This window comes from Streptomyces sp. NPDC031121 (genome assembly GCF_055570615.1).
Genome location: NZ_JBVIGV010000018.1, coordinates 45,059 through 63,187 on the forward strand (window position 1 = coordinate 45,059; position 18,129 = coordinate 63,187).

Annotated in this window: 16 protein-coding genes; 10 read left to right on the top strand and 6 right to left on the bottom strand. The window is 74.1% G+C overall.

Features of this window, described 5'->3' with window-relative positions; translation table 11 throughout:
* Nucleotides 1–53: 53 nt before the first annotated feature.
* From ACZ462_RS28570 to ACZ462_RS28595, 6 genes are all read right to left on the bottom strand, one after another.
* Nucleotides 54–911 carry an SDR family oxidoreductase gene (locus tag ACZ462_RS28570; protein WP_467807109.1) on the bottom strand — a complete coding sequence of 286 codons (858 nt, stop codon included), beginning with the start codon at nt 909–911 and terminating at the stop codon, nt 54–56.
* A 182-nt stretch (nt 912–1,093) separates the two neighbouring features.
* Nucleotides 1,094–2,161, bottom strand: coding sequence for a 2-oxoacid:ferredoxin oxidoreductase subunit beta (locus ACZ462_RS28575; RefSeq protein WP_467807111.1), 1,068 nt, complete (start codon nt 2,159–2,161; stop codon nt 1,094–1,096).
* On the bottom strand, nt 2,154–4,112 hold the full coding sequence (locus ACZ462_RS28580) for a 2-oxoacid:acceptor oxidoreductase subunit alpha (RefSeq protein WP_467807112.1): 1,959 nt from the start codon (nt 4,110–4,112) through the stop codon (nt 2,154–2,156). The genes ACZ462_RS28575 and ACZ462_RS28580 overlap by 8 nt, the downstream gene beginning before the upstream one ends.
* 253 nt (nt 4,113–4,365) lie before the next feature.
* Nucleotides 4,366–5,037 (bottom strand): response regulator transcription factor, encoded by a 672-nt coding sequence (locus ACZ462_RS28585; protein ID WP_467807114.1) that lies wholly within the window; start codon nt 5,035–5,037, stop codon nt 4,366–4,368.
* 202 nt (nt 5,038–5,239) lie between these two features.
* Nucleotides 5,240–6,640, bottom strand: coding sequence for a sensor histidine kinase (locus ACZ462_RS28590; protein ID WP_467807115.1), 1,401 nt, complete (start codon nt 6,638–6,640; stop codon nt 5,240–5,242).
* 133 nt (nt 6,641–6,773) lie between these two features.
* Nucleotides 6,774–7,943: a sensor histidine kinase gene (locus ACZ462_RS28595; RefSeq protein WP_467807117.1), complete on the bottom strand. Its 1,170-nt coding sequence runs from the start codon at nt 7,941–7,943 to the stop codon at nt 6,774–6,776.
* A 148-nt stretch (nt 7,944–8,091) separates the two neighbouring features.
* On the opposite strand from ACZ462_RS28595, the gene ACZ462_RS28600 reads away from it, so the two are divergent.
* The 10 genes from ACZ462_RS28600 to ACZ462_RS28645 are packed head-to-tail and all read left to right on the top strand — an operon-like array spanning nt 8,092 to nt 18,024.
* A complete protein-coding gene (locus ACZ462_RS28600; protein ID WP_467807118.1) occupies nt 8,092–8,499 on the top strand; it encodes an NADH-quinone oxidoreductase subunit A in 408 nt (135 codons plus the stop codon).
* Nucleotides 8,490–9,077 carry an NADH-quinone oxidoreductase subunit B gene (locus tag ACZ462_RS28605; protein WP_467807120.1) on the top strand — a complete coding sequence of 196 codons (588 nt, stop codon included), beginning with the start codon at nt 8,490–8,492 and terminating at the stop codon, nt 9,075–9,077. Before ACZ462_RS28600 ends, ACZ462_RS28605 begins: the two co-directional genes overlap by 10 nt.
* Nucleotides 9,074–10,258 carry an NADH-quinone oxidoreductase subunit C gene (locus tag ACZ462_RS28610; protein ID WP_467807122.1) on the top strand — a complete coding sequence of 395 codons (1,185 nt, stop codon included), beginning with the start codon at nt 9,074–9,076 and terminating at the stop codon, nt 10,256–10,258. The genes ACZ462_RS28605 and ACZ462_RS28610 overlap by 4 nt, the downstream gene beginning before the upstream one ends.
* Nucleotides 10,255–11,214, top strand: a complete 960-nt coding sequence (locus tag ACZ462_RS28615; RefSeq protein WP_467807123.1) for a complex I subunit 1/NuoH family protein — start codon at nt 10,255–10,257, stop codon at nt 11,212–11,214. The genes ACZ462_RS28610 and ACZ462_RS28615 overlap by 4 nt, the downstream gene beginning before the upstream one ends.
* Nucleotides 11,211–11,852, top strand: coding sequence for a NuoI/complex I 23 kDa subunit family protein (locus tag ACZ462_RS28620; RefSeq protein WP_467807166.1), 642 nt, complete (start codon nt 11,211–11,213; stop codon nt 11,850–11,852). The genes ACZ462_RS28615 and ACZ462_RS28620 overlap by 4 nt, the downstream gene beginning before the upstream one ends.
* On the top strand, nt 11,849–12,463 hold the full coding sequence (locus ACZ462_RS28625; protein WP_467807125.1) for an NADH-quinone oxidoreductase subunit J family protein: 615 nt from the start codon (nt 11,849–11,851) through the stop codon (nt 12,461–12,463). The genes ACZ462_RS28620 and ACZ462_RS28625 overlap by 4 nt, the downstream gene beginning before the upstream one ends.
* Nucleotides 12,463–12,825 carry an NADH-quinone oxidoreductase subunit NuoK gene (gene nuoK / locus ACZ462_RS28630; protein ID WP_365512067.1) on the top strand — a complete coding sequence of 121 codons (363 nt, stop codon included), beginning with the start codon at nt 12,463–12,465 and terminating at the stop codon, nt 12,823–12,825. The genes ACZ462_RS28625 and nuoK overlap by 1 nt, the downstream gene beginning before the upstream one ends.
* Nucleotides 12,822–14,828 carry an NADH-quinone oxidoreductase subunit 5 family protein gene (locus tag ACZ462_RS28635; protein WP_467807126.1) on the top strand — a complete coding sequence of 669 codons (2,007 nt, stop codon included), beginning with the start codon at nt 12,822–12,824 and terminating at the stop codon, nt 14,826–14,828. The genes nuoK and ACZ462_RS28635 overlap by 4 nt, the downstream gene beginning before the upstream one ends.
* Nucleotides 14,829–14,842: 14 nt before the next feature.
* Nucleotides 14,843–16,435, top strand: a complete 1,593-nt coding sequence (locus tag ACZ462_RS28640; RefSeq protein ID WP_467807128.1) for a complex I subunit 4 family protein — start codon at nt 14,843–14,845, stop codon at nt 16,433–16,435.
* Entirely contained in the window at nt 16,432–18,024 is a 1,593-nt protein-coding gene (locus ACZ462_RS28645; protein ID WP_467807130.1) for an NADH-quinone oxidoreductase subunit N, read from the top strand. The genes ACZ462_RS28640 and ACZ462_RS28645 overlap by 4 nt, the downstream gene beginning before the upstream one ends.
* Nucleotides 18,025–18,129 lie beyond the last annotated feature (105 nt).

The window sequence follows — 18,129 nt, forward strand, 5'->3', positions numbered from 1 at the left end:
ACGGATTCCGCCCGGCGGCGCGGCGTGTGCGGCGGGGTGGCGGGGGCTGCGGGTCAGCCCGCCAGGGCGGCGGAGATCGCGGCGGAGATCGGCGTGGTGGGCCGGCCGATCAGCCGGGACAGGTCGCCGCCGGTGTGGGCGAGGCGGCCGCGGGAGATCGCCGCGTCCACGCCGACGAGGAGCGCCGCGAAGCCCTCGGGCACCCCGGCGCCGGTCAGGACCGACAGGTGGGCGTCGGCCGGAACGTCGGCGTACGCGACCTCGCGGCCGGACTGTGCGGCGACCTCGGCCGCGTACTCGGCGAGGCTCCAGGCGGTGTCGCCCGAGAGCTCGTACACCTTGTTCTCGTGGCCCTCCCCGGTCAGGACGGCCGCCGCTGCGGCGGCGTAGTCGGCGCGCGCAGCGGAGGCGACGCGCCCGGCGCCCGCGCTGCCGACGACGGCGCCGTGCTCCAGGACGCCGGCCAGGTTGCCCGTGTAGTTCTCGTGGTACCAGCCGTTGCGCAGGAAGGTGTAGGGCAGGCCCGAGTCGAGGATCACCTGCTCGGTGGCCCTGTGCTCGGCCGCCAGCTCGAAGTCGGCCTCCGGGCCGCCGAGGACGCCGGTGTAGGCGAGGAGGGACACGCCGGCGGCCTTCGCCGCGTCGATCACGGCGGTGTGCTGGGTGATCCGGCGGCCCACCTGGTTGCCGGAGATCAGCAGGACGCGGTCGCCCGGGCGGAAGGCCCCTGCCAGGTCCTCCGGGGAGTCGTAGTCGGCGATGCGGATCTCGACCCCCCGCGCGGCCAGGTCGGCGGCCTTCGCCCCGTCCCGGACGACGGCGGCCACCGCGTCGGCGGGGACGCGGTGCAGCAGCTCCTCGACGACGAGGCGGCCGAGGGCTCCGGTGGCTCCGGTGACGACGATGCTCATGACGGGTGCTCCCTTGCGGTGGGGCGCGGGGCGTTTCCCCGGCTCGAACACCACCTTACGGAAAGCGCTAACTTTTGGAAAGTGCCATGGGGTCCGGGGCGGGCAGGTGGCGCGCGCCGCCCACGACGAAGCCCGGGGCTCCTGCAGGAGCCCCGGGCCGGGGGAGCGGCGCGCCGACCGGTTCAGCCGACGACGGTCCAGGTGTCGCTGCCGGCGAGCAGCGCGGCGAGGTCGCCCTCGCCCTTGGCCGCGGCGGCCGTCTCCAGCTGCTCGGCCATCAGCGTGTCGTACACCGGCCGCTCCACGCTGCGGAAGACGCCGATCGGCGTCCGGTTCAGGGTGTCGGGGTCGGCCAGCCGGGACAGCGCGAAGGCGGTGGTCGGGCTCGCCGCCCGGGCGTCGTGGACCAGGACGCGCGCCTCGTTCTCCGGGGTGACCTCGACGGCCTCCAGGTCCCCGGTCGCCGGATCGCGCACGACGCCCTTGCGGCCGCCCGCGCCGAAGCGGATCGGCTGCCCGTGCTCCAGGCGGATCACCGCCTCCTCGGCCCGGTCCTTGTCCTTCAGGGCGTCGAAGGCGCCGTCGTTGAAGATGTTGCAGTTCTGGTAGATCTCCACCAGAGCCGTGCCCGGGTGGTCCGCGGCCGCCCGCAGCACCTCGGTGAGGTGCTTGCGGTCGGAGTCGACGGTGCGCGCCACGAACGACGCCTCCGCGCCCAGTGCCAGTGACACCGGGTTGAAGGGCGCGTCGAGCGAGCCCATCGGCGTCGACTTGGTGACCTTGCCCAGTTCGGAGGTGGGGGAGTACTGCCCCTTCGTGAGCCCGTAGATCCTGTTGTTGAACAGCAGGATCTTCAGGTTGACGTTCCGCCGCAGCGCGTGGATCAGGTGGTTGCCGCCGATGGACAGCGCGTCGCCGTCGCCGGTGACGACCCACACCGACAGGTCGCGCCGGGAGGTGGCCAGCCCCGTCGCGATGGCGGGGGCGCGGCCGTGGATGGAGTGCATCCCGTACGTGTTCATGTAGTACGGGAAGCGCGAGGAGCAGCCGATGCCGGAGACGAAGACGATGTTCTCCCGCGCCAGCCCGAGTTCCGGCATGAAGCCCTGTACCGCGGCGAGCACGGCGTAGTCGCCGCATCCCGGGCACCAGCGGACCTCCTGGTCCGACTTGAAGTCCTTCATGGACTGGCGGGCCTCGGCCCTCGGGACCAGCGAGAGCAGGCTCGCCGTGTCGGTCGCCTCAGTCATGGATGGCCTCCTCCAGTGCCTTAGCGAGCTGCTCCGCCTTGAACGGCATCCCGTTGACCTGCGTGTACGAGCGGGCGTCGACCAGGTAGCGGGCCCGGAGCAGGGTCGCGAGCTGCCCGAGGTTCATCTCCGGCACGACGACCGTGTCGTAGCGCCGCAGGACGTCCCCGAGGTTGCGCGGGAAGGGGTTCAGGTGGCGCAGGTGGGCCTGTGCCACGGGCAGGCCCGCGTAGCGGAGCCGGCGGACGGCGGCGGTGATCGGGCCGTACGTGGAGCCCCAGCCGACGACCAGGGTCCGGGCGCCGCCCGGGTCGTCGACCTCCAGGTCGGGCACGTCGATGCCGTCGACCTTGGCCTGCCGGGTGCGGACCATCAGGTCGTGGTTGGCGGGGTCGTAGGAGATGTTCCCCGTGCCGTCCTGCTTCTCGATGCCGCCGATGCGGTGCTCCAGGCCGGGCGTGCCCGGGACGGCCCACGGGCGGGCCAGCGTCTCGGGGTCCCGCTTGTACGGCCAGAAGACCTCGGTGCCGTCCGCGAGGGTGTGGTTCGGCCCGTCGGCGAAGGCCGTGCGCAGGTCGGGCAGCTCCTCCGGGTCGGGGATCCGCCAGGGCTCGGAGCCGTTGGCGAGGTACCCGTCGGAGAGCAGGAACACCGGCGTGCGGTACGTCAGCGCGATGCGGGCCGCGTCCAGGGCGGCGGCGAAGCAGTCCGCGGGGGTGCGCGGGGCCACGATCGGCACCGGCGCCTCGCCGTTGCGCCCGTACATGGCCTGCAGCAGGTCCGCCTGCTCGGTCTTGGTGGGCAGTCCGGTCGAGGGGCCGCCGCGCTGGATGTCCACGACGAGCAGCGGCAGCTCCAAGGAGACCGCCAGGCCGATCGTCTCGGACTTCAGCGCCACGCCCGGCCCGGAGGTGGTGGTGACGCCGAGCGCGCCGCCGAAGGCCGCGCCGAGCGCGGCGCCGATGCCGGCGATCTCGTCCTCGGCCTGGAAGGTCCGCACGCCGAAGTTCTTGTGCCGGCTCAGCTCGTGCAGGATGTCCGAGGCCGGGGTGATCGGGTACGAGCCGAGGTAGAGCGGCAGTCCGGCCTGCCGGCTCGCGGCGATCAGCCCGTAGGAGAGGGCGAGGTTGCCGGAGATGTTGCGGTAGGTGCCGGTCGGGAACGCGCGGGTGGCCGGGGCGACCTCGTAGGAGACCGCGAAGTCCTCGGTGGTCTCGCCGAAGTTCCAGCCCGCCCGGAACGCCGCGACGTTCGCCTCGGCGATCTCCGGCTTCTTGGCGAACTTGCGGCGCAGGAAGTTCTCCGTGCCCTCGGTCGGCCGGTGGTACATCCAGCTCAGCAGGCCCAGCGCGAACATGTTCTTGCTGCGCTCGGCCTCCTTGCGGGAGAGCCCGAAGTCCTTCAGCGCCTCGACCGTGAGCGTGGTCAGCGGCACCGGGTGGATGTTGTACGCGCCCAGGGAGCCGTCTTCCAGCGGCGAGGTCTCGTAGCCGACCTTCGCCATCGGGCGCTTGGTGAATTCATCGGTATTGATGATGATCTCCGCACCGCGCGGAACGTCGGCGATGTTCGCCTTCAGCGCGGCCGGATTCATCGCCACCAGCACGTTCGGGGCGTCGCCCGGCGTGAGGATGTCGTGGTCCGCGAAATGCAACTGGAACGAGGAGACGCCCGGCAGGGTGCCGGCAGGTGCCCGGATCTCGGCCGGGAAGTTCGGGAGGGTGGAGAGGTCGTTTCCGAAGGCCGCCGTCTCCGAGGTGAACCGGTCGCCGGTGAGCTGCATGCCGTCCCCCGAGTCACCCGCGAAGCGGATGATCACCCGGTCGAGGCGGCGCACTTCCTTCCCGCCGCCGCCCGGACCCGGCGGCGTCCTCTGCTCGCCGACGACGGCCGGCTCGGCGCCGCCGGCCCCGTCGGCCTGCTCGGCTGGGCTACTGACCTGACTGGTCACTGAACTGGACCTCCTTCGAGGCGTGGCGTTGCCGCTCCAAGGCCCACCCTACGACGCCGGGCCTGCCCATATCGGGGACGTTCATACTCCGGATCGCCGCACAAGGCGGCCTCCGGTCAGAATTCCGCGGGATTGCGCGGCAATCCCGCGGAATCGCCGATTCCGAAATTTTCGGCCGCGTTCGGGAAAAGGTGTGAATCCCCGGACGGAGGCGGGGCGGCGGGGCCGGGAGGGCGGGGGGCCGGAGGGGGCGTCAGGACCGCAGGTAGGCCAGGACCGCCAGGACGCGCCGGTGGTCCCCCTCGCTGGGCGACAGGCCCAGCTTCATGAAGATGTTGCCGACGTGCTTCTCGACGGCGCCGTCGCTGACCACGAGCTGCCTGGCCACCGCCGAGTTCGTCCGGCCCTCCGCCATCAGCCCCAGCACCTCCCGCTCGCGCGGGGTCAGCCCCGCCAGCACGTCCTGCCTGCGGCTGCGCCCCAGCAGCTGCGCGACGACCTCCGGGTCCAGCGCGGTGCCGCCGCGGGCGACGCGGACCACCGCGTCGAGGAACTCGCGGACGTCGGCCACGCGGTCCTTGAGGAGGTACCCCACACCGGTGCTGGAACCGGCCAGGAGTTCGGTGGCGTACTGCTCCTCCACGTACTGCGACAGCACGAGCACCCCGACCCCGGGGTGGGTGCGGCGCAGCCGTACGGCCGCCCGGACGCCCTCGTCCGTGTGCGTCGGGGGCATCCGCACGTCGGCCACGACCACGTCGGGCAGCGCGCCCTCGGCCGCCAGCTCGTCCACGGTCTTGAGCAGGGCCTCCGCGTCCCCGACGCCCGCGACGACGTCGTGCCCCCGGTCGGTCAGCAGCCGCGTCAGCCCCTCCCGCAGCAGCACCGAGTCCTCGGCGATGACCACCCGCACCCTGTCTTCCACGATTCCGCAGCTCCCGCGTCCACTCGTCCGGTGTACCGACGCGGCCAAGCATTCCAGGCCGGGGGCGCGTACAGGGGCGCGCAGGGGCGCGTTCGGGAGGCGCAGTCAGCGGAATTGTGGATTCCGGCAGGGCGGGGCAGGGCGGGGCGGGGCGGGCCCGGCCGGGGCGGCGGACGGCCGCCGCCCGGTCAGCGGTCAGCGGTCAGCGGGAGCGCCAGGGCAGCTCCGCGGTAACCGTGGTGGGGCCGCCGTCGGGCGAGTCGACGACCAGCACGCCGTCCACGGCGCCCAGCCGCTCGGCGAGCCCCGCGAGCCCCGTACCGCCGGACCCGGGGCGGGCCCCGCCGCGCCCGTCGTCGGCGACGCGGACCAGCAGCCGCGGACCCGACTTCCAGACGTCCGCGTGGGCGGCCGTGGCGCGCGCGTGGTCGCTGACGTTCCGGAGGAGTTCGGAGACGGTGAAGTAGGCGATGCCCTCGATGGCGGGGGCGGGCCGAGCGGGCAGGTCGACGGCGACGGCCACGGGCACGGAGCAGCGCGAGGCGACGGAGGACAGGGCGGCGTTCAGCCCGCGGTCGGTGAGCACCGCCGGGTGGATGCCGCGCGCCAGGTCCCGCAGCTCCTTCAGCGCGAGCTTCACCTCGCCGTGCGCCTCGTCGACCAGGCGGGCCGCGGCCTCCGGGTCCCCGGCCGCCTTCTCCTTCGCCAGGCCGAGCCCCATCGCCAGCGCCGCGAGCCGGGCCTGCGCCCCGTCGTGCAGCTCCCGCTCGATGCGCCGCAGGTCCGCGGCCGCCGTGTCCGCGACCACGCCCCGGTCCGACTCCAGCTCGGACACCCGGTGCGCCAGGAGGGACAGGCCCAGCAGCCCGCGGACGAGCAGCAGGTCCACGGCGGCCAGCGCCCGTACGACCCACGGCGCGGCCAGCACCAGCACCAGGCCGGCCAGGCAGGACAGCGCGATCTCCGCCGGCGAGTCCAGGCGGAGGGCGGCATCGCCGTTCTGGAACACCTGCAGGCCGGGCTGGTCCGTGAACACCGGGAACACCCAGAACCACAGCGGGTACAGCAGCAGCGACCACGCGGCCGTCCACAGGGTCAGGGCGGTGCAGAACGCGAACACGGCCCACGGGAACCACACCACCGCGTACACGGCGTGCCGCCAGGCGCTGCCGCTCTTCAGCAGCGCGGCCACCGCCCCGAGCGCACCGCGCCCGCCGCCGGCCCCCGCGCCGGGCCGGGCCGGCGGCAGGGGCTCCGGATCGGCGACCTCGGCCCCCAGCATGACGCGCGCCCGGGCCCGCTCCAGCCATCCGAACCCGCGGCACATCAGCAGCACCCCGGCCAGCACCGGGATCCCCACGAACGTCACCAGCAGCCCGGCGGCCAGGCTCAGCCCGGTGACCGCGAGGGAGAAGTAGGCGACGGACAGCGGCAGCGACAGCAGCACGTACGCGAACTCCCGCCACGCCCGTCCCGACACCGGGGCCAGCAGCGCCCCGCCGACGCCCCGGCCGGCCCCCCGGCCGGCCCGCCCGGCCCCGCCGGCCCTGCCCCTCCAGCCTGCTCCGCCCGCCCTGCCGGCCACCGCGCCGCCGCCGTCCATGTCCCGCCCGCCTTCCCGCCGAGTCCGCGTGATCCGCCCCTTCACCCTGCCCGCCGGGGCCGGGCCGGGCCATGAGGTGCGTCGGCCTCCCCCGCCGGGGGTTAACCCCACCCCCGGCACCAGTGCGTCGCGGTCAGCCGCGCGCCCGCCACGGCAGCTCCGCGGTGACGACCGTCCCCCGGCCCGGCGGGGAGTCCACGGCGAACACCCCGTCGACCGCCTCCAGCCGCTCCGCCAGCCCCGCCATGCCGGTGCCCCCGGAGGGCGCCGCCCCGCCGCGCCCGTCGTCGGCGACGCGTATCAGCAGCCGCGGCCCCGACTTCCACACCTCGACGCGGGCCGACGAGGCCTGCGCGTGCTTGCTGACGTTCTGCAGGAGCTCGGAGACGGTGAAGTAGGCGATGCCCTCGATGGCGGGGGCGGGCCGAGCGGGCAGGTCGACGGCGACGGCCACGGGCACGGTGCACCGCGAGGCGACCGAGGACAGCGCCGCGTCGAGGCCGCGGTCGGTGAGCACCGCCGGGTGGATGCCGCGCGCCAGGTCCCGCAGCTCCTTCAGGGCCAGCTTCACCTCGCCGTGCGCCTCGTCCACCATGGCCGCCGCCGCCCGCGGGTCCTCCGCCAGCTTCTCCTTCGCCAGGCCCAGGCCCATCGCCAGCGCCACCAGCCGGGCCTGCGCCCCGTCGTGGAGGTCCCGCTCGATGCGCCGCAGGTCCGCGGCCGCGGTGTCCACGACCACCCCGCGGTCCGACTCCAGCTCGGCGATCCGCCGCTCCAGTTCGTCCGACGGCGACAGCAGCACCCGTACGAGCACCCGGTCCACGTTCGTCAGCGCCCGCGACACATACGGCAGCACCGGCCACAGCACGAACAGGCCGGCCAGCGCTACCGTGAAGGTGAGCACCCCCCAGGGCAGCCGTACCAGCTCGTACAGCACGGCCCGCCAGGCCACCGGGTCCGTCACCGCGGCCCGCAGCCAGGCCAGGAACCCGCCCGCCCGCCGCGGACCCGGCAGCGCGGACGGCTCCTCCACCCGCACGCCGAGCAGCAGCCGGGCCCGCGCCCGCTCCATCCGCCCCACCACCCGGGAGAAGGCCAGGCCGCCCGCCAGCAGCGGAACACCCACCACCGTCATCGACAGCCCGCCCGCCGTCGTCACCATCGTCAGGGTCCACACGAACCCGAACAGCGAGGCAGGCAGGTTGAACAGCAGATGGGCGATCTCCTTCCACGCCACCGCCCCCAGGGCGGGCTGCACGGCAGGCGGTCGGTCGTCGTCGGTGGCGGCAGGGAGCGCGGTCATGCCGCACAGCCTGCCAAGGCGCCCGCGGCCGGTGCCAGGGGGGAGCCGGGCCGCGGTGAACGGGGGATAACCCCACCCCGCTCGGGCCAGGCCCTAGACTCCCGTCCGTACCAGATCGTCGACAGCGGCCAAGGAGCGAGGAACGGACGTGCCCGAACCAACGGTGTCGACCGCGACCCTGCTCGCCGCGGACTACTTCCGGAGCTATTCGGTCGTCGGCCTGCTGGCGGTCCTCGGCGTGCTCTTCGTCGCCGTCGCCTTCGGCGCGGGCCGCCTGCTGCGCCCCGCCGTCCCGACCCCCGAGAAGCTGCTGACGTACGAGTGCGGCGTCGACCCCGTCGGCGAGGGCTGGGCGCACACCCAGGTCCGCTACTACGTCTACGCCTTCCTCTACGTCATCTTCGCCGTCGACTCGATCTTCCTCTTCCCGTGGGCGACGGTGTTCGCCGCCGCCGGCTACGGCGCCACGACGCTCGTGGAGATGTTCGTCTTCCTGGGCTTCCTCGCCGTCGGCCTGCTCTACGCGTACAAGAAGGGCGTCCTCGAATGGACGTGACACCCGAGCCCCTGATGCTGCCGGAGCCCCGGCGCCTCGGGGTCCTGTCCCGGCTGGCCCCCGAGCCCATGAAGGTGGTCCTCAACTGGGGCCGCCGCTACAGCCTGTGGGTCTTCAACTTCGGCCTCGCCTGCTGCGCGATCGAGTTCATCGCCGCGTCGATGGCCCGGCACGACTTCATCCGGCTCGGCGTCATCCCCTTCGCGCCGGGCCCCCGCCAGGCCGACCTGATGATCGTCTCGGGCACGGTGACCGACAAGATGGCCCCGGCCGTCAAGCGGCTCTACGAGCAGATGCCCGAGCCGAAGTACGTCATCTCCTTCGGCGCCTGCGCCAACTGCGGCGGCCCGTACTGGGACTCGTACTCCGTCACCAAGGGCGTCGACCAGATCATCCCCGTCGACGTCTACGTCCCCGGCTGCCCGCCCCGCCCGGAAGCACTGCTCCAGGGCATCCTCAAGCTCCAGGAGAAGATCGCCCGCGAGTCGCTCGCCGAGCGGTACGCGCAGACGCCCTCGGTGCAGCAGCTCACCAGCGGGCTGGTCACGCCCCCGCCCGCCCCGGGAGGCGGCGCATGAACCTGTACGACGCGCTGCCCGACGCCGCCGCCACCGTCTTCGGCGCCGAGGCCGTCGCCGAGAGCTCGTACGGCGTCCTGACCGTCGACGTCCCCGTCGGCAGCTGGATCTCCGCGCTGGAGACCGCCCGCGACAAGCTGGGCTGCACCTACTTCGACTGGCTGAGCGCCGTCGACGAGCCCGGCACCGGCTTCCGCATCTGCGCGCACGTTGTCGCGCTGGAGAACCGCCGCGTACGCCGCCTGCTGCTGCGCACCACCGTCCCGCACGCCGCGGCCTCGCTGCCGTCCGCCGTCGCCGTGTACGCGGGCGCCGCCTGGCACGAGCGCGAGACGCACGAGATGTTCGGCGTCGACTTCACCGACCACCCGAACCTGGCGCCGCTGCTCCTGCCGGAGAACTTCGAGGGCCACCCGCTGCGCAAGGACTTCGTGCTCGCGGCGCGCGTCGCGAAGGCCTGGCCGGGCGCGAAGGAGCCCGGCGAGGGCGCCGACGCCGACGGGCCGAAGCGGCGGCAGATGCTGCCGCCGGGCGTCCCCGACCCCAACGACTGGGGCCCCCTCAAGGGCCAGCTCCCGCCCGCCCCCGCCCGCCCGGCACGCACCGCGCGCGCCGCGGGCGCGGCCGCCCGCACCCCCCGCGAGGGCGCGCCGGTCCGACGCACCCGCTCGGCCGCCGACGGCTCGGCCGGCCAGGCGGCTGCCGCTCCGGCTCCGGCGGAGGGCACGGAGGCCCCGGTGCGTCCGGTGCGGCGTTCGCGGTCGGCGTCGGAGGGCTCGGCGAGCCAGGCGGCGGCCGCTCCGGCGGCGGGTGCCGAGGGTGCGGAGGCTCCGGTGCGTCCGGTGCGGCGTTCGCGGTCGGCGTCGGAGGGCTCGGCGAGCCAGGCGGCCGCCGCGCCTGCGCCGCCGCCCGGCGAAGGGGAGGCCCCGGCAGCCGCGGGGGAGGAGCGGCCCGCCCGCAAGGCCGCCGCCCGGCGCAGTTCCGACGCCCCCTGGCACGACCCCAAGCCCGCCTTCGACGAGGCCGAGCCCCCCGCCGGCCGGGAGCGCAAACCCGGCCCCGCCCCCGCCCAGGAGCGGGGCACCCCGGCCAGCGGCAGCGACACCGGCACCGGCAGCGGCTCGGGCGCCGCCGAGACCACCACCCCCGACCCCACACCCGACAACGGAGGCGACGCGTGAACGACGCACTCGACGTCGCCCTGCGGCTGCTGGTCGTCTTCGCCGTCTTCCTCGTGCTCCCGCTCGTCATCGGGCAGACCGAGCACAAGGTGATGGCGCACATGCAGGGCCGCCTCGGCCCCATGTACGCGGGCGGCTTCCACGGCTGGGCCCAGCTCGTCGCCGACGGCGTGAAGTTCGCGCAGAAGGAGGACGTGGTCCCGGCCGGCGCCGACCGCCGCATCTTCCAGCTCGCCCCGGCAGTCGCCCTGCTCCCCTACCTCCTCGTCCTCATCGCCATCCCCATCGGCCCCGGCGAGGGCGCCGTCGGGCAGGCCATCGACGCCGGCGTGTTCTTCGTCCTCGCCGTCATGGGCGTCGGCGTCCTCGGCAGCCTCATGGCCGGCTGGGCCTCCGCGAACAAGTTCTCCCTCCTCGGCGGCCTGCGCACCGCCGCCCAGCTCCTCGCCTACGAGCTGCCCATGCTGCTCACCGCCGCCTCCGTCGCCATGGCCGCCGGGACGGTGTCCCTGCCCGGCATCGTCGGCGCCTTCGAGTGGTGGTGGCTGCCCTGGCAGATCACCGGCGCGCTCGTCTTCTTCACCGCCGGGCTCGCCGAACTCCAGCGGCCCCCCTTCGACATGCCCGTCGCCGACTCCGAGATCATCTTCGGCGCGTACACCGAGTACACCGGCCTGCGCTTCGCCCTGTTCCTCCTCGCCGAGTACGCCGGCATCGTCGTCCTCTGCGCCCTGACCACCGTCCTCTTCCTCGGCGGCTGGCACGGGCCCGTCGCCGACGGCTGGGTGTGGACCCTCCTCAAGACCGCCGTCCTCGCCTTCGTCGTGATCTGGCTCCGCGTGAGCTACCCGCGCCTGCGCGAGGACCAGCTCCAGAAGCTCGCCTGGACCGTGCTCATCCCGCTCGCGCTCGCCCAGATCGCGCTCACCGGCATCGTGAAGGTGGCGATGAACTGATGCCCATCCCCGGATCCGGCCTGGCCAAGGGCCTCGCCGTCACCCTGCGCACGATGACGAAGCGCTCGCACACCGCCCAGTACCCCGAGGTGCAGCCCGAACTCCCGCCCCGCACCCGCGGGGTCATCGGCCTGTTCGAGGAGAACTGCACGGTCTGCATGCTGTGCGCCCGCGAGTGCCCCGACTGGTGCATCTACATCGACTCCCACAAGGAGACGGTGCCCGCCGCCACCCCCGGCGGCCGCGAGCGCAGCCGCAACGTCCTCGACCGCTTCGCGATCGACTTCTCCCTCTGCATGTACTGCGGCATCTGCATCGAGGTCTGCCCCTTCGACGCCCTCTTCTGGTCGCCGGAGTTCGAGTACGCGGAGACGGACATCCTCGACCTCACCCACGAGCGCGACAAGCTGCGCCAGTGGATGTGGACGGTGCCCGCCCCGCCCGCACTCGACCCCGCGGCCGAGGAGCCCAAGGAACTCGCCGCGGCCCGCAAGGCGGCGGACAAGGCCGAAGCCGCTGCCGCCGCCGCGGCAGCAGCCGCGGCCGCCGACCCGGCCCCCGCCGAACCGGCCTCCGACAGCCCGGCCCCTGGCGGAACCGCCCCCGGTACCGGCACCCCGGGGGAGGCGGACGCGTGACCTCCGCATCCACCGCCCTCGCCACCGCGGCGACGGCCGCCGCCGAGCGCGGCTTCCTCTCCCCGACCGGCGTCGAGATCGCCTTCGTCCTCGTCGGCCTCGCCACACTCGGCGCGGCCGTCGTCACCGTCACCACCCGACAGCTCGTCCACGCCGCCCTGTGGCTGGTCGTGGCGCTCGGCGGGATCGCCGTCGAGTACCTGCTGCTCACCGCCGAGTTCATCGCCTGGGTGCAGGTCCTCATCTACCTCGGCTCCGTCATCGTCCTCCTCCTTTTCGGCCTCATGCTCACCAAGGCCCCCATCGGCCGCTCCCCGGACGCCGACTCCGGCAACCGGTGGGTCGCCCTCGGCGTCGCCGCCGTCGCCGCCGCCGCCCTCGTCTGGGTGGTCGTCGACGCCTTCCGCACCACCTGGATCGACCTCGACGGCCCCGTCCAGGGCTCCACCCAGGTCACCGGCGAGATCCTCTTCCGGCACTGGGTGCTGCCGTTCGAGGCGCTGTCCGTCCTCCTCCTCGCGGCCCTCGTCGGCGCCATCGTGCTCTCCCGCAAGGACACGGCGGACACCGCCGCCGCACCCGCCGACGCCACCGACCAGGGGGAGAGCTGATGCACCTCGCCTACCCCGCCGTGCTCGCGGCGCTCCTCTTCTGCACCGGCCTCTACGGAGTCCTGGCCCGCCGCAACGCCATCCTGGTCCTGATGTCCGTCGAGCTCATGCTCAACGCCGTCAACCTCAACCTGGTGGCCTTCGACGTCTGGCTGCGCGACACCCTCCACGCCGGCCAGGCCCTCACCCTCTTCACCATCGCCATCGCCGCCGCCGAGATCGGCATCGGCCTCGCGATCGTGCTGATGGTCTACCGCAACCGGGGCACCTCGGACGTCGACCGGCTGCGCGACACCGCCGAAGCCCGCGAACCCGACACGACCGGCACGACCGGCACCGCCCGGCCGGAGGTCGCCGCGTGAGCACCACCACCCTCGCCGTCCTCGTCCCGCTCCTCCCCTTCCTCGGCGCCGCCGCCGGCCTCCTCCTCGGACGCACCGCCCCCGGATTCGTCCGCCCCCTCGCCGTCCTCCCGGCGCTGGCCTCAGCCGTCCTCGCCGTCCTCGTCGCCGTCCGGCAGGGCGGCGGCCCCGCCCTCGACGCCGCCACCGAGCTGACCCCCACCGGCTCCGTCCCGATCGAGCTGTCCCTGCACCTCGACGGCTTCGCCGCCCTGACCGCCGTCCTGGTCACCACCGTCGCCACCTGCGTCCAGCTGTACTCGACGGCCTACCTGCGCGAGGACCCCCGCTACCCCTCGTACGCCGCTCTCGTCTCCCTCTTCACCTCCGCCATGCTCGTCGTCGTCTACTCCGGCGACCTGATGGTGCTGCTGGTCGGCTGGGAGGTCATGGGCATCTGCTCCTACTTCCTCGTCGGGCACTACTGGGAGACCGAGGCGGCCCGCTCCGCCTCCCTCAAGGCCTTCCTCGTCACCAAGCTCGGCGACGTCCCCTTCCTGATCGGCCTGTTCGCGCTCGCCGCCGACACCGGCTCCTTCCAGATCACCGACATCCTCGGCTCCGTCGCCGCGGGCCGGCTCGACCACCCGACCGTGATCGCCCTGCTGCTCCTCGCCGGCGTCGCCGGCAAGTCCGCGCAGTTCCCGCTGCACACCTGGCTCCCCGACGCCATGGCCGGCCCCACCCCCGTCTCCGCGCTGATCCACGCGGCGACGATGGTCGCCGCCGGCGTGTACTTCATCGCCCGCCTCCTCCCCGTCTTCACGGCCTCCCGGGCCGCGCTCCTCGTCATGGCCGCCATGGCGGCCGTCACCATGGCCGGCTCGGCCATCGCCGCCCTCGCCCAGGACGACATCAAGCGGGTCCTCGCCTACTCCACCATCGGCCAGCTCGGCTACATGACCGGCGCCCTCGCCGTCGGCGACCGCGGCGCCGCCGTCTTCCACCTCCTGTCCCACGGCGCCTTCAAGGCGCTCCTCTTCCTCGGCGCCGGCGTGATCATCCACGCCGCCGGCACCAACTCCCTCGCCGCCATGGCCCGCATGGACGGCCTCGCCCGACGCGTCCCCGACGCCTTCTGGACCATGACGATCGGCCTGCTCGCACTCGCCGCGATCCCGCCCTTCGCCGGCTTCTTCTCCAAGGAAGCCGTCCTCGTCGCCGCGGAGAACGCCGCCGCCGGCCACACCGCGGCCGTCCCGGCCGCCGCCGGCTGGCTCGTCCTCGCCTCCGGCGTGCTGACCGCCCTCCTCACCGCCGCCTACGCGACCCGCCTGTGGCTCATGGCCTTCCGCGGCCGCGGCGCCGCCGCCCCCGACCACGGCAGGCAGCCCCTCGCCATGACCGGCGTCCTGTGGCTGCTGGCCCTCCCCTCCCTCGCCTTCGGACTCGCCGCCGTCCCGCTCGCCGACTGGTTCGACGGCGGACAGCTCACCCCGACCGCGGCCACCACCGTCCTCGGCACCGGCGCCGCCGCCGTCGGCGCCCTGCTGACCTACGGCCTGTGGCAGCGCGCCGTCGCCGCCGCCGCGGCCGGCTCCTACCGCAGCGCCGAACCCGTGCCCGCCTCCGTCGCCGCCGCCGAATCCGCCGCCGAGGCCCCCGAGGTCGCCGAGGTCACCCACGACCACCCCGCCGTCCCCGCCGGCCCCGCCCCCGACCCGGGCCGCGCCCTGCTCGGACCGCTGTACCGGCACGCCGCCGCCGGCTTCCACCTCGACGCCGCCTACGACCGGCTGTTCGTCCGGCCCGTCCGCGCCGCCGCCGGCCTCGTCCGCTTCCTCGACCGCGAGGTCGTCGACACGTACGTCGGCGGGGCCGGCGCCGGGACCCGGCTCCTCGGCAGCCTCGTCCGCCGCGCCCAGACCGGCAACGTGCAGAGCTACCTGAGCGCCCTGTTCGCCGGCGCCGTGGTCCTGGCGATCGCCACCGCCGTCCTCGCCAACCTCAACGCCGGATCGTGAGCCGTGAGTCAGCCGTGATCGATATCAGCCCGTCCGTGATGCAGTTCCTGCTGGCGTTCGCCGTCGCCGCGCCCCTCCTCGGTGCCGCGGCGGCCCTGCTGCCGGCCCCGCCCGGCCTCAAGGGCAGGAACCCCGCGCAGGCCGTGCTCCGCCACGGCGTGACCGTCACCGGCGCCGTCCTCGCCGCGGTCCTCGCCCTGGCCGCCGGCTTCGACCACGACCAGCCCTCCCGCTTCCAGGCGACCACGGACATCAGCTGGATCCCCGCACTGAACGTCCGGATCCACCTCGGTGTCGACGGCATCTCGCTCCCCCTCCTCGTGATGACCGCGCTGCTGTTCTTCCTGTGCGCGCTCTACAGCTACTTCAAGCTCCCCGAAGGCCCCTCCGCGAAGGCCTTCACCGCGCTCCTGCTCGTCCTGGAGACCGGCACCCTCGCCACCTTCGCCGTCCTCGACCTGATGCTGTTCTTCCTCGCCTTCGAGACGGTCCTCATCCCCATGTACTTCCTCATCGCCCGCTGGGGCGGCGAGCGGCGGCAGGCCGCCGCCTGGAAGTTCATCCTGTACACGCTCCTCGGCTCCGTCGTGATGCTGCTCGGCCTGCTCCTCCTCGGCCTGCACGCCGGCACCTTCGACATGACCGCGCTCGCCGCCGACGGCGGCCGCGGACTGACCGCCACCACCCAGCTGCTGGCCGTCCTCGCCATCGGCACGGGCCTCGCCGTCAAGACCCCGATGTGGCCGCTGCACAGCTGGCTGCCCGACGCCCACACCGCCGCACCCACCGTCGGCTCCGTCCTCCTGGCCGGCGTCCTGCTGAAGATGGGCACCTACGGGTTCGTCCGCATCCTGCTGCCCGCCACCCCCGACGGCATGGCGGACATCGCCCCGTACCTGGGCGCCTTCGGCGCGGTCGGCATCCTCTACGGGTCCCTCGCCTGCCTGTGGCTGGCCCGCAAGGGCAACAAGGGCGACCTGAAGCGGCTCATCGCGTACTCCTCCGTCGGCCACATGGGCTTCGTCCTCCTCGGCATCGCATCCATGACCCCCACCGGTGTGAACGGCGCGCTGTTCGCGAACATCGCCCACGGCCTCATCACCGGCCTTCTCTTCTTTCTTGTCGGTTCTCTCAAAGAGCGTTACAACACCGCCGACCTCGACACCCTCGCCGGCGCCACCGGAGCAGCCCTCTACGGCCGCGCCCCGCGCCTCGGCGCGCTCCTCGCCTTCGCGGCGGTCGCCTCGCTCGGCCTGCCCGGACTGGCCGGATTCTGGGGCGAGATGCTCGCCCTGTTCGGCGCCTTCGACCCGGCCGAGGGCCTGTCCCGGCCCGCGTTCCTCACCTGGACGGCGATGGGCGCGTTCGGCACCCTCCTGACCGCCGCCTACCTGCTGGTCGTCGTACGGCGCGTCTGCATGGGCGACCCCGCGGCCCGGCCGGCCAACCCCGCCGCGCCACCGGCGGTCGCCGACGTCCGCGGCTACGAGTTCGCCGCCTGGACGCCGCTCGTCGCCCTCACCGTCCTCGCCGGCCTGTGGCCCGCGGTCCTCCTCGGCCTCACCGACCCGGCCGTCCAGAAGCTCCTCGCAGGAGGCAAAGCATGACGGCCCTGCACGCGGCCACCACCACCGGCGGCGCCGACCGGGCCACCGCCGCCCCGACCGCCGCCGAGCCCGCGGCCAGCCTCGTCCAGAGCATCGACTGGCTCGCCATCGCCCCCGTCGTCGTCCCGGCCGCCGTCGCCCTCGCCGTCCTCGTCGCCGACCTGTTCGCGACCGAGCGGACGAAGCGGCTCCTCGGCTGGCTCGCCACCGCCGGCCTCGCCGCCGCCACCGCCCTCCTGCTGCCCCTGCGCGCCGGCGACCGCAGCACCTTCTGCCTGACCGGCGACCCCGGCGCGTGCAGCTACACCGCCGACCACTTCACCCTCGTCATCCAGTTCCTGGTGCTGGCCGGCGCCCTCGTCACCGCCCTGCTGTCCGTCACCGCAGTCCGCGAGGCCCGCATGCCGGACGGCGAGTACTGGTTCCTGCTGCTCTCCTCCGCCGCCGGCGCGGCCCTGCTGCCCGCCTCCCGCGACCTCGCCACCCTGATCGTCGCCCTGGAGGTCGCCTCCCTGCCCGCCTTCGCCCTCGTCGGCATGCGGCGCGGCGACCGGCTGTCCTCCGAGGCGGCCCTGAAGTTCTTCCTCTCCTCCGTCACCGCCACCGCCGTCTCCCTCTTCGGGATCAGCCTCGTCTACGCGGCCACCGGCTCCCTCCACCTGGAGCAGGTCGCCGACCGGCTGGACCACGTGCCCGGGCAGCTCGACACGCTCGCGATGGCCGGCGTCGCGCTCACCCTCGTCGGCTTCGCCTTCAAGACGGCGGCCGTGCCCTTCCACTTCTGGGTGCCGGACACCTACGTCGGCGCGCCCCTGCCGATCGCCGGATACCTCTCCGTGATCGGCAAGGCCGTCGGCTTCACCGGCCTCATCCTCGTCACCGTCATCGCGTTCCCCGCGTACTCCGACATCTGGGGCCCGGCCCTCGCCGTCCTCGCCGCGCTCACCATGACCCTCGGCAACGCGGCCGCCGTCCGGCAGGACCCCGGCCGCGCCCACAGCGCGGTGCGGCTGCTCGCCTGGTCCTCCGTCGGCCAGGCCGGCTACCTCCTCGTGCCGATCGCCGCCGCCGCCTACTCCGGCCGCGACCAGGTCGGCGCCACCGTCGCCTACGCGCTCATGTACGCCGCCGCGAACCTCGGCGCCTTCGCCGTCGCCGCGCTCGTCGCCCGCACCAAGCCGCTGCACCGCATCGCCGACTACCGCGGCCTGTACGCCGAGCGGCCCGCCGCCGCCCTCGCGCTCGCGTTCTTCCTGCTCTGCCTGGCCGGCCTCCCGCCGGGCATCATCGGGCTGTTCGCGAAAGTCGCCGTCTTCGGCTCCGCGGTCGACGCGGGACTGGGCTGGCTGGCCGTCGTGATGGCCGTCAACGTCGTCGTGGCCCTGTACTACTACCTGCGCTGGACCGCCCTGCTCTTCCGGACCCCGGAAGGCGCCGCGGAAGGAGCCGGCGGGGCGGCCGGTGCGAGCGGCCGGTCCCCGTGGCCCGTCACCGCCGCGATCGCCGTCACGGCCGTGGTCTCCGTCGCCCTCTCGGGCGCCCCGCAGGCCGTCCTCCGCTTCGCCTCGGGCACCCTCTTCCCGAACTGACCGGCGGCCTCCCGGCGGCGGCCACCGCCCGGCCGCGACCCCGCCCGCCCCGGCCTCACCCGTATGGAGCAGCGCCCGCGCGGCCAGCCCGCCGCCGCCACGGCC